This is a genomic window from Stieleria maiorica (assembly GCF_008035925.1).
In the GTDB taxonomy this organism is placed as follows: domain Bacteria; phylum Planctomycetota; class Planctomycetia; order Pirellulales; family Pirellulaceae; genus Stieleria; species Stieleria maiorica.
The window spans coordinates 4967210-4981393 of record NZ_CP036264.1; the positions used below are offsets into that span (position 1 = coordinate 4967210).

Here is a 14184-nt window from a genome sequence, read left to right on the forward strand (position 1 = left end):
TTCATTTAGAAGCCTGCGTCCAGAGAAGAGATATTGTCGGCGGCAGCGTCACGGAAATCGCCATCCGGATCGGGCTGGATGACCGCTCCGTAACCACCGCCTTCTTTGGCCAACACCGTGCCGGCCGCGGACATGTAGTACGGGCCCGCGTTGGCGAAGGGCACGGAGGACACGTTGAAATAGGGATCGGGAAACCGGAACCCCGTCGTACCGGGGTACAGCGGACCGATGCTGCCGGGCGTCAAGCCGACGACCGATGAGCTGTAGTATGAATTGACGCCAAACTCCACCGTCCCGTCGTTGTCTTCGTCGGCATACGAACGCTGTAAACCAAAGGTCTTGTCACGCCCCGAACTGATCACAGCGGGCGGCAAGTAGATCGGGTGAAACGGAGACTCGGTCGTGTAGGGCGACGGGTTGGGGTGGGTTCGAGTGTCGAATCGAAAATCCACCAACAACAAGTCCAACGCATCGGGCTCGGACCGGTATTGCTCGATCTCGGTCGCGCCGGTCGGATCGTAATTCGCGATCGCCGGCGAACGAAACCCGACGGGATTGCGGACGAACGCATAGGGTTGATCCCAGGCGTCCAGGATCTCCGGCACGCCGTCACCGTCGGTGTCCCTGATGCGTGACGTCGGGATCTGGTCGATCGCCTTCTTCCCGAACAACTCCGTCGTCGCAAGAATCAAATACAAACACTCCGACGATTCATGCTGACGGGTCCACGCGATCGGTGAAGCAGACGCCGGACCGGTGTAGGGCACATTCACATTGTGCCGTAACAGATTTTCAAAATCGTTATTGTTCGCCGCCAGCGCGATCGCATCCACCTCTGGATCGGTCGCCGGACTGCCGGCCCAGTGAAAGTCGATGGTCTCGGCCGAGAACAACCCCAACAGCGTTCGCATTTGGTTCCACTGCGCCGGCGGTTTCAGTTGAGCCGCATTGGGGTACCAATTGGTCGTTCGCGCTGCCGCCGAGGTCGCCGCGACGGCCCGCGTTCGGTATTGCAAGGTCGCCGGCGGGTACAACAAATCCCGCTGACACTCCGGCATCACCATCCGCAACATGTCCCGGCGGGCCAGCAGGATCAAACGCGCTTGTTCGTCGGCCATGATCTTCTGGTACTCCGACACCGTCGGTTGCGGACTACCAGGATTCGTCAGTGCGGTTCCATCGAGTGCGGTTGTCCCCAAAACACCGGCACGAACCAATTGCGGGATCGTCCGCCCGTAAGCCAAATTCATTTTTGACAGCGAGACGTCGCTCATCCGCGTCTGCAACAACTGGCCGATCGTCAGCACGTCGGCTTGGGTGCGTTTGATTCGCGCATCGGTTTGGGCCGAGGCGAGGGCATAGGTCAGCATGCCTCCGAGCGAAACCATGACCGTCATTACGACCAGCAATTCGACGAGCGTGAACGCCCGTGTCGGCCGCCGTCGTGATGACGCGTTGGCTCGGTCGTAAGTCGTCGGGTGGTGCATAAACTTTTTCAGGAGAGGACGATGGCGAGAGTCGACTTTAAGGAAACTCATACGGGGCAGCGTTAGGGCGTGTGGGGAATTACTCCAACGCGTCGTAGAACGTGCCTTGGTCCAGGAAGTTGGCCAAGTTGTCACGGAATGGATTTTGCGAAGCTCTCAGTGAAGGAATCGGTAACCCTGTTACGTCAAATTTCTGAACCCGAATGTCCTCAAGACCCGTTCCTGAAGGCGGAAGCGGTCCTGTTGGCTGTTGGGCAGACGGTTCAAGAACAATCATTCTGCCATCGGTCAGAAAGTAAGCTGGGGCAGTGTCGTCGGGTCTGCCTCCGTCAAAGTCTCCACGGTCACTAAACAATCCGTCCAAACCCGGCGACAACACCTGATAGGTCTGTGGGTTGACGAACTGCCAACCCTGTGACGCTGCGAATCGAGAACCATACGGCGGGCTGGCCGGCGGATTGTTGGCCGTCGTCGAATACACCGGACGGATCGAATCCCATTCGCCTTCGACCAATCGGGCGTAACCGTTGAATTGATCCCCGGCACCGGTGGTGACAAACGAGTTGTAGGTACGGGCGTCGAAGTAGACCGTCGGTGCGCCGCCGTCACGCAGGACGTAGCTGGGAAACACGTCCGCGTTTCCGGTCGAATACATCGCTTCGTCGTTGCTCATGTTGCGATTGGTGTACGACCTGGCACCCAGCGAAGGATCGTAGTTTGCGATCGACAATCGATCCGGTGCAAAGTTGACTTCCGGCGCGTTCCGCGTCGGGTTGTACTCATAGTACTGGGGATCGTCCGGAGCCGGGTTGGCGGTGTTGGGAATCACAACCAGTGGACCGCCCGGGCCGGTGAAGGGGTACTGCGGATCGGCGCTGAAACCGCCCAGCGACCAGACCAATACTTCGGAGCGGTCCATCGCCGTCGGATCCCATGCAATCGATTGCGGATTGGGAGTCATCTGCGGCGGGCTGCTGGTGTTGTCGTTGTCGATTCGCACGTCACACAAGCGGTACAACAAATCCAACTCGCTTTGGGCGATGTCGGGGAAGATTTTCAGGTAGTGGCGTTTGACGATGTTCCAAGTGGAAAAGTCCGGCGGGTAGTCGCCGTATTTGGTGTAGTACGAGTCGATCCCGCCTTCGATGTTCGACATTTCCGCACGCATCGCCTTGGTCCGCACCGTCTTCATCACCACCCCGATCGCCGGGATCGTCAGGCCGGCGATGGCGGCGATGATGGTGATCACCACCAGCAGCTCGACCAGCGTGAATCCGCTTCGACGCGTGTCGCTATGTTGACTTCTCATTGGTTTGTTCATCGCAGGGTTTCGCTCGATGGATGACGCGGCACGTTTGCGGCCGCGAGGTCGTTGTCAGGTGAAAAGGTGACGCGCTCGCGGTTCGTGCGGCGGGTCGAATCGGCGACGGGCCGGAAGACCCGTCATACGGTGTTTGTGGCGACGGGCCGGAAGACCCGTCGTACGGTGTTTGTGGCGACGGGACGGGAGCCCCGTCGTACGGTGTTAACTGGACAGGCTGGTGATCAAACTGATCAACGGCATGAACAAACTGATCACGATGAAGCCGACCGTGACCCCCAGGAACACGATCATCAACGGTTCGATCAACGCCGTCAGACCGTCGGTCATCGTCCGCACTTCTTCGTCATATTGGTCGGCGACCTTGTACAACATCGTGTCCAGTTCACCGGTCTCTTCGCCGACGTCGACCATGTTGACGACCAGGTCGTTGACGACGCGGTTTTTGATTTTCAAGGCGTAAAACAGCCCCGCACCGACGGCACCGCCGCCGATCGCATAGGCCGCGATGAAGGTCAACGTCTGGACCATCACGCCGTCATCCAGCTTGGTGCCGCGGCTGGTGATCGCCACCGACAACAACAGCAATCCCGGAAAGGCGCCGAACAGCGCGAAGAAGAACACCGCCATCGGGTGAAACCCTAACCGGCTCTCTTCCCGCAACGGCTTGCTGAGCACTTCCCCCTCACGGACCGCCTCGTTGACTTTGCTGAACAGTTTTTCGAACACCGCGTTGCCGGCCGTCTCGCGGGTGATCGCCAGCGCCTCCAGAATCGGCACACCGCTGCTGACCAACGTCCCCAACGTCCGTGTCGTCCGGGCCAAGATGTTCTTTTCCAACAAGCCCCCGAACACCGGGACCTTGATGATGAACATGTCAAACCCGGTCCGCCCGTGACGGAACTTGCGCATCAGTTTGATGAACAACAGGAACATGATCGGCATCACGATCAATAGCCACCAGTAGCTGGCCAAGTAGTTGCTCATCGCGATCAACAACAACGTCGGCGCCGGCAGTTTCAATTCGAACTCTTCAAACATCTCCTCGAACGTCGGCACGATGAAGATCATGATCCCGGTCAGAATCAAAATCGCCACGATCGCCACGACGATCGGATAGATCAACGCACCCTTGACCTTGCGTTTCAGCGATTCGGCGCGTTCCAGGAAGTCGGCCAAACGTTGCAGAATCGTCTCCAGTGCACCGCCGGCCTCGCCCGCCTTGATCATGTTGACGTACAGCCGGCTGAAGATCTTGGGCGACTTGGACATCGCTTCGCTGAGCGTCGCCCCGCCTTCGATTTCATCACAGACGTCCATCAGGGCGAACTTCAACTTGCCCGGCTTCTGGTTGTTCTCCAGAATCTTCAGCGAACGCAGAATCGGCAGCCCGGCGTCCTGCAAAATCGACAGCTGGCGGGTGAACGCGCAGATGTGCTTGGTCTTTGCACCGCCGATCGCGAAGCCCCGCTTGCCCTTCTTCTTCGCAGCGGCCGCGGCGGCTTGTTTCTTGACGGAGATCTTCGTGACGAAGTACCCCATCTGGCGTATGGTGGTTTGCGCCTCTTCTTCGCTCGCGGCGTCGATCTCATCCCGGATCTCTTGTCCGGCCGCGTCCATCGCTTCGAATTGATAGGTAGGCATTCTTTGTCGCCCTCGGCGGTTCGCCGGCACGCCCCACGGTCGCATACTGCGCCGCGGCAATCGGTGCCGGCTGTCTTACAAAAAGGTGTTGTTTAAAACGTGTGTGATCTGCTTATTCGGAAACCGTCTCGCGGACGACCTCGTCCAGCGTCGTGATCCCGTCATAGGCCATTGCCATCCCGGCATCCCGCAGCGTGGTCATCCCGTCCTTGGCCGCCTCATCGCGCAATTCGTCGGTCGACGCGTTGCCCATGACCATTTCGCGAATCTTGTCGTTCAGGATCATCAATTCGAACAACGCGATCCGGCCCTTGTAGCCGGTGTTGTTGCACTGGTCGCATCCGGTGCCGCGGAAAAACTTCTTGCCTGCGACGTCTTCGGGTTTCATCCCCAACTGGAACAGCAGCTCGGTGTTGGTTTTGGTTTCCTCGCGGCACTTGGGGCAAATGCGACGGACCAGCCGCTGCGCCAAAATCGCCTCGACGGTCGCACAGGTCATGAACGCCGGGATCCCCATGTCTTTCAAACGCGTGACCGTCGCCGGGGCGCTGTTGGTGTGCAGCGTGCTGAACACCAGGTGCCCGGTCAGGGCGGCCTGGATGGCGATTTCGGCGGTTTCCAAATCGCGGATCTCGCCGACCAGAATGATGTCGGGGTCCTGCCGCAGGATCGCCCGCAAACAGCTGGCAAAGGTGACACCGGCGTCGTGATCGATCGGGATCTGGATGATGCCGTCGATGTCGTATTCGACCGGGTCTTCGGTCGTGATCAATTTGTCTTTGATGTCGTTCATTTCCGACAACGTCGAATACAACGTCGTCGTTTTGCCGCTGCCGGTCGGCCCGGTCACCAGGATGATGCCGTTGGGGCGATCGATCGCGTGGCGGAACTTTTTCATCATCGCTTCGTCCATGCCGACGTTGTCCAGCGATAGGTTCACCACCGATCGGTCCAGCACCCGCATGACGACGCTTTCGCCAAAAATCGTCGGCAAGACGCTGACGCGCAGGTCGACCGGGTGGCCGCCGACCATCAACTCGATCCGGCCGTCTTGTGGCAGCCGCCGCTCGGCGATGTCCAAGTTGGCCATCACCTTGATGCGGGTCGTGATCGCAAACGCCAAGTGGCGCGGCGGCGGGACCATTTCATACAACACGCCTTCGGCCTTGATCCGAATCCGAAACTCGTCTTCAAAGGGTTCCAAGTGGATGTCGCTGGCGTGGTCCTTGATCGCCAACAGCAAGACCATGTTCAAAAGTTTTCGCACCGGCGCCGAATCGGCCAACGCCTCGGCATCGGTGATGTTGAATTTCTCACTCTCCAGCGCCGACACTGCCGCCTTCAACTCTTCGTCCTCGGCCAGCTCGGCGACCAGCTTTTCCACGCTCTCGGCTTCGCTGTCATAGTAGCGGCCGATCGTGGTGTTGATGTCCCGCTCGGTCGCCACCAAGACTTCGATGTCATAGCCCAGGAACGTCCGCAGTTCGTCTTGGACGCTCAAGTTTTGCGGGTCACAGGTCGCCACGGTCAACTGGTTGCCTTCGAACCGGATCGGCACCACGCGGTACAGCTGAGCCATCGTCTCGGTCAGCTTTTCCACCAGCTCGGGCTGCAACTGGATATCCTCCAGCGAGATCGTCTGCATCGACATCTGTTCGGCCAAGCCCTGGATCAGCTGATCTTCGGTGATCAGCTGCATGTCCTCGGCGACTTTCCCGAACAATGCCCCGGGCTGCTGTTCCTGTTCCTCCAGCACGATGTCGCGTTGTTCGTCGGTCAGGAAACCGAGGTCGACCAGGATCTGTCCAATGCGACGTTGTGCCATCGGTGATTTGCTTCAACAGAAAAGGAGGAATCGTGTTTGGAAAGTCGATGCTACAGATCGAACTTCCACAACGAATGTTGGAAAGGGTTTGTTGTGATTCGGGCAGCGTCGAGCGAAAAGCCGAGCCGTTGCTCGTCGCTGCCGATGCTTCGTCTTTGTTTATTCTTCGTCACTGATCGGGACGGGCGAATCGTCCAACCCGCGACGGGCTTGGACGATGCGTTTGGCCAGGTCGTCCGGGCGGTGGGCCTTGGCCAACACGTCCTCGACTGTCACCAATTCGTTCTTCCAATGGTTAAACAGGGCGTCGTCCATCAGCTGCATCCCGAACTTGGCACCGGTCTGCATCGCACTACTGATTCGGAAGGTCTTGTTCTCGCGAATCAGGTTGGAAACCCCCGGCGTGACCACCAACACTTCGTACGCCGCACAGCGACCGCCGCCGATCTTGGGCAGCAGCGTCTGGGCGACGACGCCGATCAGCGTGCTGGCCAATTGGGTTCGGATCTGGTCCTGCAGGTTGCCGGGGAAGGCATCGATGATTCGGTTGACCGTGCCCTGGGCGCTGTTGGTATGCAGCGTGCCGAACACGACGTGTCCGGTTTCGGCCGCACTGATCGCCGCCTCGATCGTCTCCAGGTCACGCAGCTCGCCGACCAGAATCACGTCGGGGTCTTGCCGCAATGCACGCCGAATCGCTTCGGAGAAACTCGGCACATCGACCCCAACTTCCCGCTGGTTGATCGTGCTCATCTTGTGGTCGTGATAAAACTCGATCGGATCTTCGATCGTGATGATGTGGTGGTCGACCGTTTCGTTCAGCAGGTTGATCAAGCTGGCCAGCGTGGTCGACTTGCCCGATCCCGTCGGGCCGGTGACCAGGAACAACCCCCGCGGGCGATGGGTCAACTTGACCACCGACTCGGGCAGCCCGAGTTGCTCCGGGGTCAGTTTGTCGTTGGGGATCTGCCGCAGCACCATCGAGATGAAGCCGCGCTGTTTGAACACCGACACCCGAAAACGCGCCATTTCGCCGAACGCAAAACCGAAGTCGGTGCTGCCCGATTCCTGCAGCTCGCGTTGGCAGCGTTCCGGCGTGATCGACTTCATCAACGCGACAGCGTCTTCGCCCTCGAGCGTCTTGGTCTCCAACTTCCGCATCCGCCCGTGCAAACGAAACACCGGTGGCTGGCCGACCACGATGTGGATGTCGCTGACACCTTGTTTGATGGCGGCGTGGAGCAGTTTGTCGATCAGGACGGTTGCCATCGATGGTTTACCTCAATAGGAGAACAATCATTTTCTCGCGGGCGGTGGTTCCGCCCCCGCGGACGTCAACGCGGGGGGACCACATGCCGGTCGAGCCAGGGAAAGGGAATTCAGATGGCGAGAAGTAGAACAAGTTTTCCCCGGAATGCGGGCATTATGTCCGCCGGGACCCAAAACTTCAAAAAACTTCGCCATCGACGCGAAACTTTTTGCCAATGCCCCCCCGGAAGAACCGAATGGGCCGATCGACAACCACTGTCGGTTCGCAGTGGCAGGGTGCGGCGGTTTACGTCCCGCCCCAGCCGGTCGCCGGGGCAGCAGGGGCAGCCGACGCAGCACTCGATTGCAAGCAAAAAACCGCCCGGCGCTAGGGGGCGGCCCTTGCTCTGCATTGGCGCAATTTTGGGGGATTACAGCGAGTCCAGGTCGGCGACCAAGTGGCTCAGTGCCAGCGGTTCCTGCTCAGTCTTTTTGGCCACCCGATAGACCTCTTCGAAGGTCGTGATCCCGCGGATCACCTTCAGCATGCCATCGGCGTAAAGCGTTGACATGCCGCTATTTATGGCTTCGACCCGGAGCTCCTTGGTGTCCGCGCCGCGGAACATCATCTCGCGCAGCTTGCCGTTGATGACCATCAGTTCATAGATCCCGATCCGGCCCCGGTAGCCGGTCCGCCCACAGTAGGGACAGCCCTTACCCCGCGAGAACTCCCCTTGGGCGACCATTTCGGGCGGCAGCATGGAGTCGGCGATGACGGCGTCGGTGGGCTGATAGCGGACCTTGCAGCGCGGGCAAATCGTTCGCACCAGCCGCTGGGCGAGGATCGCGATGACCGAGCTTGCCACCATATAGCTGGGTACGCCGATGTCCACCATTCGGCTAATAGAACTGGGCGCATCGTTCGTGTGCAGAGTACTAAAAACCAGGTGTCCAGTAAGTGAAGCCTGGATTCCCATCGATGCGGTCTCATGGTCACGCATTTCCCCGACCAGGATGATGTTGGGTGCCTGACGCAGCATCGAGCGGATGATGCGGGCGAAGTCCAGCCCGATGGCGTGCCGGACTTCGACCTGGTTGATCCCCGGCAGGTAGTACTCCACCGGGTCCTCGGCCGTGATCACTTTGCGGTCCGGGCGGTTGAGCGCGTTCAGCGCGGCGTACAGCGTGGTGGTCTTACCCGACCCCGTCGGGCCGGTGACCAAGATGATCCCGTTGGGCCGCCGGATCAGCGTGTTGAAGTTACGATAATCACGTTGGTTCAGCCCCAACTGACGAACACCGACCTTGATGTTGTCCTTGTCCAACAGCCGCATCACACAGGACTGGCCGTGGTTGGTGGGAATGATGCTAACCCGCAAATCGAGCTGTTTGTCCCCCACCGTGATTTTGATTCGCCCGTCGGTCGGGCGTCGTTTTTCCGAGATGTCGATTTTGGACAGAATCTTGATCCGGGCGATCAACGCGGACAGCATCCGCCGCGGGGCACTCTCCCGTTCGACACAAACGCCGTCAATTCGATAACGGATCCGCACGCGTTCTTCGAAGGGTTCGACGTGGATGTCGCTGGCCCGCAACTGGACCGCTTCCTGGATCATCAAATTGACCAGCTTGATCACCGGCGCGCTGCTGTCGTCGGCGTCGTCGGCGGTCTCGGCACTGTCCCCGGATTCGGTTTCGGTGAAGTCGATCGCGGTGTCGGTGAACTCTTGCAGCATCGAGTCCGCCGATTCACCTTCGACCTGCCCGTAGTACTGGTTGATCGCCCCCTGAATCGCCTCCTTGGGTGCCAGTGCGGTTTCGATTTTGCGATTGAGGATGAAGCGAAGTTTTTCGATCGTTTCCAGATCGAAGGGGTCGGCGATCAGGATTCGCAGCGCGCCGTCTTCGACGCTGAAGGGCAACACCATGTTTTCCCGCGCGACCGATTCGGGCACCAATTCGATCACTTCGTCCGGGATCCGTTCTTCCCGCAGGTCGACGAAGGGGATCTTGTGGAATTTGGCCATCGCCCGAGCGACCTCTTCGGGCGTCGCATACTCCATTTGGATCAGGATGTCGCCCACGTCGGTGGAGGTATCGCGGGCGACCTGTTCCGCTTCGGAAAGCTGGTCCAAGCTGATGATGCCTTTGCGAAGCAGCAGATCGGTGAATTCTTGAATAGCCTGGCCCATGGTTTCGCCTTCGTTAGCGCTTTGGGGGATCGTTGTCGGTTCGAAAAGGGTGCTGAGGGATGAATCCACTTCATCCCTTTTTGCCTGCACATCAAACAGGATACCATCCCAAACCCGAAACCGGTCACCGGCAACCAAAAGAACTGCCGTCATTTCGCCCAAACGGTAGCGTTGGACGATGGCCTTGAGGGACCGTCCAGCTTAGGGCGATGCGTGTCACTGGGGTACGATGGCCCTTCCGGGCCGTCGGGGGCGGGGCTCGGCGTGACGCTGCTTCGCAGCGAGAAGCGACCGCCCGGAAGGGCCGTCGTACATAGCGCCACGAGTGGCGACCGCCGGCAAGGGCCGTCGTACATAGCGCCACGAGTGGCGACCGCCGGCAAGGGCCGTCGTACATAGCGCCGCGAGTGGCGACCGCCGGCAAGGGCCGTCGTACATAGCGCAGCGAGAAGCGACCGCCCGGCAAGGGCCGTCGTACATAGCGCAGCGAGAAGCGACCGCCCGGCAAGGGCCGTCGTACATAGCGCAGCGAAACACGACCGCCGGGAAGGGCCGTGGTACACCGAGCAGCGACACGGAGCAGCCGACGCGCTACACTGCTGGCGAACTGCCTTTCTTGATCGTGATCACGACACCCCTGTTTGACCTTGCTCTCTCAATCCCCCCCAAAACAGCCCCCCACGGACGCCAAACACATCTCGGTCCGCGGCTGCCGCGTCCACAACTTGCGCGATGTCGATTTGGATCTGCCCCGTGGCAAACTGATCGCCTTTTGCGGGCTTTCGGGCAGCGGCAAGAGTTCGCTTGCGCTCGACACGCTGCACGCCGAGGGCCAACGCTGTTACATCGAGAGCTTTTCGGCCTACACGCGTCAATTCCTTCAGCGGCTGGATAAACCCGATTGCGATTCGATCACCGGGATTCCCCCGGCGGTGGCGGTGACGCGCGCCGGCGGGTCGAAAACGAATCGCAGCACCGTGGGGACGGCGACCGAGATCGCCGACCACCTGCGTCTGCTGTTTGCCAAATGCGCCACGCTGTACTGCACCGGGTGCGGCCGCGAAGTCCGGGAGGACGATCCCACGACGATCGCGGAAGAACTGGCCGCGGCATCCGGGCGTGCGATGATCGGGTTCCAGGTCTGGTTGCCCAATCGCAAATCCGGCGGCGAGATCTTGCTGGGGTTGCAACGGGCCGGCTATCTGCGGCTGATCTTGGGCGGCCAATCCTTTCATCTGTCCGATTCCGACCGGTCCGCACTGGCCAAGCAGATCGGCCGCAAAGGCGCCGAATGCATCGTCGTGGTCGATCGTGTTTCCGGCCAGACCGATCTGTCGCGACTGACCGAATCGCTGGAAACGGCGATGGACGAAGGGCACGGACGCGCGGTGGTCCTGACCGACGCCCCGCCCAAGGGCCCGCCCAGCGGTGATTCACCGACCGATGAAATGACGGTGCCCGGCCGACTCACTCAAATTGATGGCCGCGACTGGATCTTACGGGTGATCAGCGATCAACGTCGCTGCGATCAGTGCGACCTGGACTACCCGGACCCGGTGCCCCGGTTGTTCAATTTCAACAACCCTTTGGGGGCCTGCGAGACCTGTGAGGGGTTCGGCGAACTGGTCGACGTGGACATGGACCTGGTCGTTCCCGACCCGACGCTCTCCATCGCCGAGGGTGCGATCGCGCCCTGGAACACGCCGTCGTACCGACATGAGTTGGAGGAATTGTTGGCGCTGGCCGGCGACTACGACCTGCCGACCGACGTGCCGTACAACAAGCTGAAGAAGAAGCACCTAAAGCTGATCCAACGCGGCGTCCCGGAGCGCGACTTCGGCGGGCTGGACGGTTTCTTCGCCTGGCTGGATCGTAAAAAGTACAAGATGCACATCCGCATCTTTGCCTCGCGCTACCGCAGTTATCGAACCTGCGACGGATGCGACGGCCGTCGATACAACGCGTCGGCGCTCGCCTACAAGATCGCCGATCGGACGATCGCGGACCTGTTGGAGATGCCGGCAACCGCGGCGGCCGATTTCTTTCGTGGCGCACCGCTGGAACCCCGGCAACGCGAGATCGCTGCCGAACCCTTGCGTCAAATCTCCGATCGAATCGGATACCTGGAATCGGTCGGGCTGGGTTATCTGCAACTGAATCGTCCCCTGCGAACGCTCTCCGGCGGTGAAACACAGCGGGTCGCGTTGACCGCCGCCTTGGGCGGAAATCTGGTCAACATGTTGTACGTGTTGGATGAACCGACCGCAGGGCTGCACCCAAAAGACGTCCGCCGATTGTCCGAATCGATCGGTTCGCTGCGTGATCGCGGCAACACGGTCATCGTCGTCGAACACAACGAAACGATGATCGAAACGGCGGACCGCGTCGTCGAGATCGGTCCCGGGGCCGGTCGCGACGGGGGTTGCGTGGTGTTCGAAGGGACGCCGAAGCAAATGCTGCGCAACCGCGATTCGCTGACCGGTCAGTTTCTTTCCGGGAAGCGCGGACACACGTTGCGGCATCACGATCCCCGCGCCGCCCGCGGACACATCACCTTGCGGGGAGCCCACGGGCACAACCTGCAAAATGTCACCGTCGATTTTCCGCTCGGCGTATTGTGCGTCGTCACCGGTGTCTCGGGCAGCGGCAAAAGTTCGCTGGTCCAAGACACACTGCTGGAAGCGATCCGACACGAAAAACTGCACCAAGCCGCCAAGCCGCTTCCCTACCAATCGGTCAGCGGACTGGGACAGATTCAAGATTGCGTGTCGGTCGATCAATCCCCCATCAGCCGTTCCCCACGCAGTTGTCCGGTGACCTACCTGAAAGCATTCGATCCGATTCGAAAGGTGTTCGCCGACAGTGTCGAAGCGCGGGCGCGAGGGCTGACCCCAAGCCACTTCACGTTCAACAGCGCCAAGGGACAGTGTCCGGAATGTGAAGGCACCGGGGTGCTGGAGATCGACATGCAGTTTTTGGCCGATGTTTCGATGCAATGTCCGGAGTGTCACGGGACGCGGTTCCGGGATGACATTTTGAAGGCACGTTACCGCGACCGATCGATCGCCGAGGTGTTGGCGATGAGCTCACGCGAGGCGTACGACTTCTTTCGCGGCGCGGCGAAGGTCCAGGCGCGGCTGAAGCGGATGATCGATGTCGGCCTGGGCTACCTGTCGCTGGGCCAACCCGCCACCACACTCTCCAGCGGCGAAGGCCAGCGGTTGAAACTGGCTGCGTTCTTGGCATCGGCCAAACGCAAACGCACGTTGTTTGTGATGGACGAACCGACAACCGGATTGCACTTCGAGGACCTGATCCGGCTGGTCGATTGTTTCGATGCCCTGATCGCCGACGGACACTCGCTGTTGGTCGTCGAGCACAATCCCCTACTGATGCTCTCGGCCGACCACATCATCGACCTCGGTCCCGGCGGCGGCGACGCCGGAGGCAGGGTCATCGCCGAAGGCACCCCAGCGGAAATCGCCAACTGCACCGAAAGCGAAACCGGAAAGGTCTTGGCAGAAGAGATCCGGCGCGGGGAATGACAGAAAAATGAAGGGCAGAAGACAAAAAATGGGTGACAGGAAAATGGTGCAGGGTGAGAGGAGATGACAGAAAAATAGGGGGCAGAAAAATGGGGGCGGGGCGTGAGTGATAAATAGGGTTAAGTCGCTTTGTGGAGCGTTCGGAAAGAGACCTTGTGTAGTCCGATGTTCAGCCAGTGAAGCCGATCCCTATCGAGGTGGTTCAGAAAGAGCTGAGAATGGCGTTCGAATTCTTCGAGACGTTGGGACAGTGTTGAGATCATGATCACATCACCCGTCCGATTAGCGCGGATCCTTTGTTGCCCACATTCCATGTTGCCAGATGTGACGGTAGCGATGGAATGTGATTGATCAGCACCGCCATGAAAGAAGTCTGAAAGTGATAGATAGAGACCTTGGTCAAGTCCCGTGCCGCAGTCTCGAAGGGCATCGATCATGCATTGCATCCAATCGCGATCCAAGCTTGCTGATGGCGAAAAGCTGTCGATCTCCAACGTAAAAGATTGTCGTTGCGCTCGGGTCAGAGCGACGTTGACGAACTCCTGCTCGATCTTTTCTGGACGCAGGTTAACGAGTTTGCCGGATCGCACTTCACAAAGCATCAGATAGTTTAGGAGCTGTGCGCGATGCACATCGCACAGTGTATCGACCGATTTCCATTCAAAGATTGCGGCCCCCAGGAATAACGAGTCCAAAGCGTATCGACGCGTAAATTGACCGTGGCTGACAACGATCGGAACCTCATATAACGTGTCAGCAAAGGATTCACGGATTTTGCGATGGTATACGGACTCATTAAAAACGCGTCCCATTTCCTTCCGGATCGCAAACACGCTGCCCATCACGTCATAACAGATCTGAGAAAACTCCCGTTTCCCAACAGCCCGGATCTTCGCCCCAATTTCAATCGGCATCACTTCCC

9 protein-coding genes are annotated in these 14184 nt (G+C 59.5%); 2 read left to right on the forward strand and 7 right to left on the reverse strand.

Going from position 1 to position 14184, the window contains the following annotated elements; genetic code table 11:
• Positions 1 to 5: 5 nt before the first annotated feature.
• The 5 genes from Mal15_RS16870 to Mal15_RS16890 form a co-directional block, all read right to left on the reverse strand.
• Positions 6 to 1487, reverse strand: coding sequence for a type II secretion system protein (locus Mal15_RS16870; protein WP_167546863.1), 1482 nt, complete (start codon positions 1485 to 1487; stop codon positions 6 to 8).
• Positions 1488 to 1566: 79 nt separating this feature from the next.
• On the reverse strand, positions 1567 to 2796 hold the full coding sequence (locus Mal15_RS16875) for a type II secretion system protein (RefSeq protein ID WP_147868838.1): 1230 nt from the start codon (positions 2794 to 2796) through the stop codon (positions 1567 to 1569).
• Between the two features lie 216 nt (positions 2797 to 3012).
• Positions 3013 to 4452 (reverse strand): type II secretion system F family protein, encoded by a 1440-nt coding sequence (locus Mal15_RS16880; protein ID WP_147868839.1) that lies wholly within the window; start codon positions 4450 to 4452, stop codon positions 3013 to 3015.
• A 112-nt stretch (positions 4453 to 4564) separates the two neighbouring features.
• A complete protein-coding gene (locus Mal15_RS16885) occupies positions 4565 to 6277 on the reverse strand; it encodes a GspE/PulE family protein (protein ID WP_147868840.1) in 1713 nt (570 codons plus the stop codon).
• A 159-nt stretch (positions 6278 to 6436) separates the two neighbouring features.
• The gene (locus Mal15_RS16890; protein ID WP_147868841.1) at positions 6437 to 7546 is read right to left on the reverse strand and encodes a type IV pilus twitching motility protein PilT; all 1110 of its coding nucleotides are present in this window, start codon (positions 7544 to 7546) and stop codon (positions 6437 to 6439) included.
• Positions 7547 to 7782: 236 nt separating this feature from the next.
• Between Mal15_RS16890 and Mal15_RS34910 the strand changes: the two genes are divergently transcribed.
• Complete coding sequence (locus tag Mal15_RS34910; RefSeq protein WP_261344500.1) at positions 7783 to 7917, forward strand: hypothetical protein; 135 nt, start codon at positions 7783 to 7785, stop codon at positions 7915 to 7917.
• 39 nt (positions 7918 to 7956) lie between these two features.
• Here the strand turns inward: Mal15_RS34910 and Mal15_RS16895 are convergent, their stop codons facing one another.
• On the reverse strand, positions 7957 to 9717 hold the full coding sequence (locus tag Mal15_RS16895) for a GspE/PulE family protein (RefSeq protein WP_147868842.1): 1761 nt from the start codon (positions 9715 to 9717) through the stop codon (positions 7957 to 7959).
• A gap of 641 nt (positions 9718 to 10358) precedes the next feature.
• On the opposite strand from Mal15_RS16895, the gene uvrA reads away from it, so the two are divergent.
• Positions 10359 to 13262 (forward strand): excinuclease ABC subunit UvrA, encoded by a 2904-nt coding sequence (uvrA, locus tag Mal15_RS16900; protein WP_147868843.1) that lies wholly within the window; start codon positions 10359 to 10361, stop codon positions 13260 to 13262.
• A gap of 119 nt (positions 13263 to 13381) precedes the next feature.
• Here the strand turns inward: uvrA and Mal15_RS16905 are convergent, their stop codons facing one another.
• A complete protein-coding gene (locus Mal15_RS16905; RefSeq protein WP_147868844.1) occupies positions 13382 to 14176 on the reverse strand; it encodes a GxxExxY protein in 795 nt (264 codons plus the stop codon).
• Positions 14177 to 14184 lie beyond the last annotated feature (8 nt).

Coding starts and splice junctions, on each gene's coding strand:
- Mal15_RS16870 (WP_167546863.1), bottom strand. CDS start 1,487: ATGCACCACCCGACGACTTACGACCGAGCCAACGCGTCATCACGACGG.
- Mal15_RS16875 (WP_147868838.1), bottom strand. CDS start 2,796: ATGAGAAGTCAACATAGCGACACGCGTCGAAGCGGATTCACGCTGGTC.
- Mal15_RS16880 (WP_147868839.1), bottom strand. CDS start 4,452: ATGCCTACCTATCAATTCGAAGCGATGGACGCGGCCGGACAAGAGATC.
- Mal15_RS16885 (WP_147868840.1), bottom strand. CDS start 6,277: ATGGCACAACGTCGCATTGGACAGATCCTGGTCGACCTCGGTTTCCTG.
- Mal15_RS16890 (WP_147868841.1), bottom strand. CDS start 7,546: ATGGCAACCGTCCTGATCGACAAACTGCTCCACGCCGCCATCAAACAA.
- Mal15_RS34910 (WP_261344500.1), top strand. CDS start 7,783: ATGGGCCGATCGACAACCACTGTCGGTTCGCAGTGGCAGGGTGCGGCG.
- Mal15_RS16895 (WP_147868842.1), bottom strand. CDS start 9,717: ATGGGCCAGGCTATTCAAGAATTCACCGATCTGCTGCTTCGCAAAGGC.
- Mal15_RS16905 (WP_147868844.1), bottom strand. CDS start 14,176: ATGCCGATTGAAATTGGGGCGAAGATCCGGGCTGTTGGGAAACGGGAG.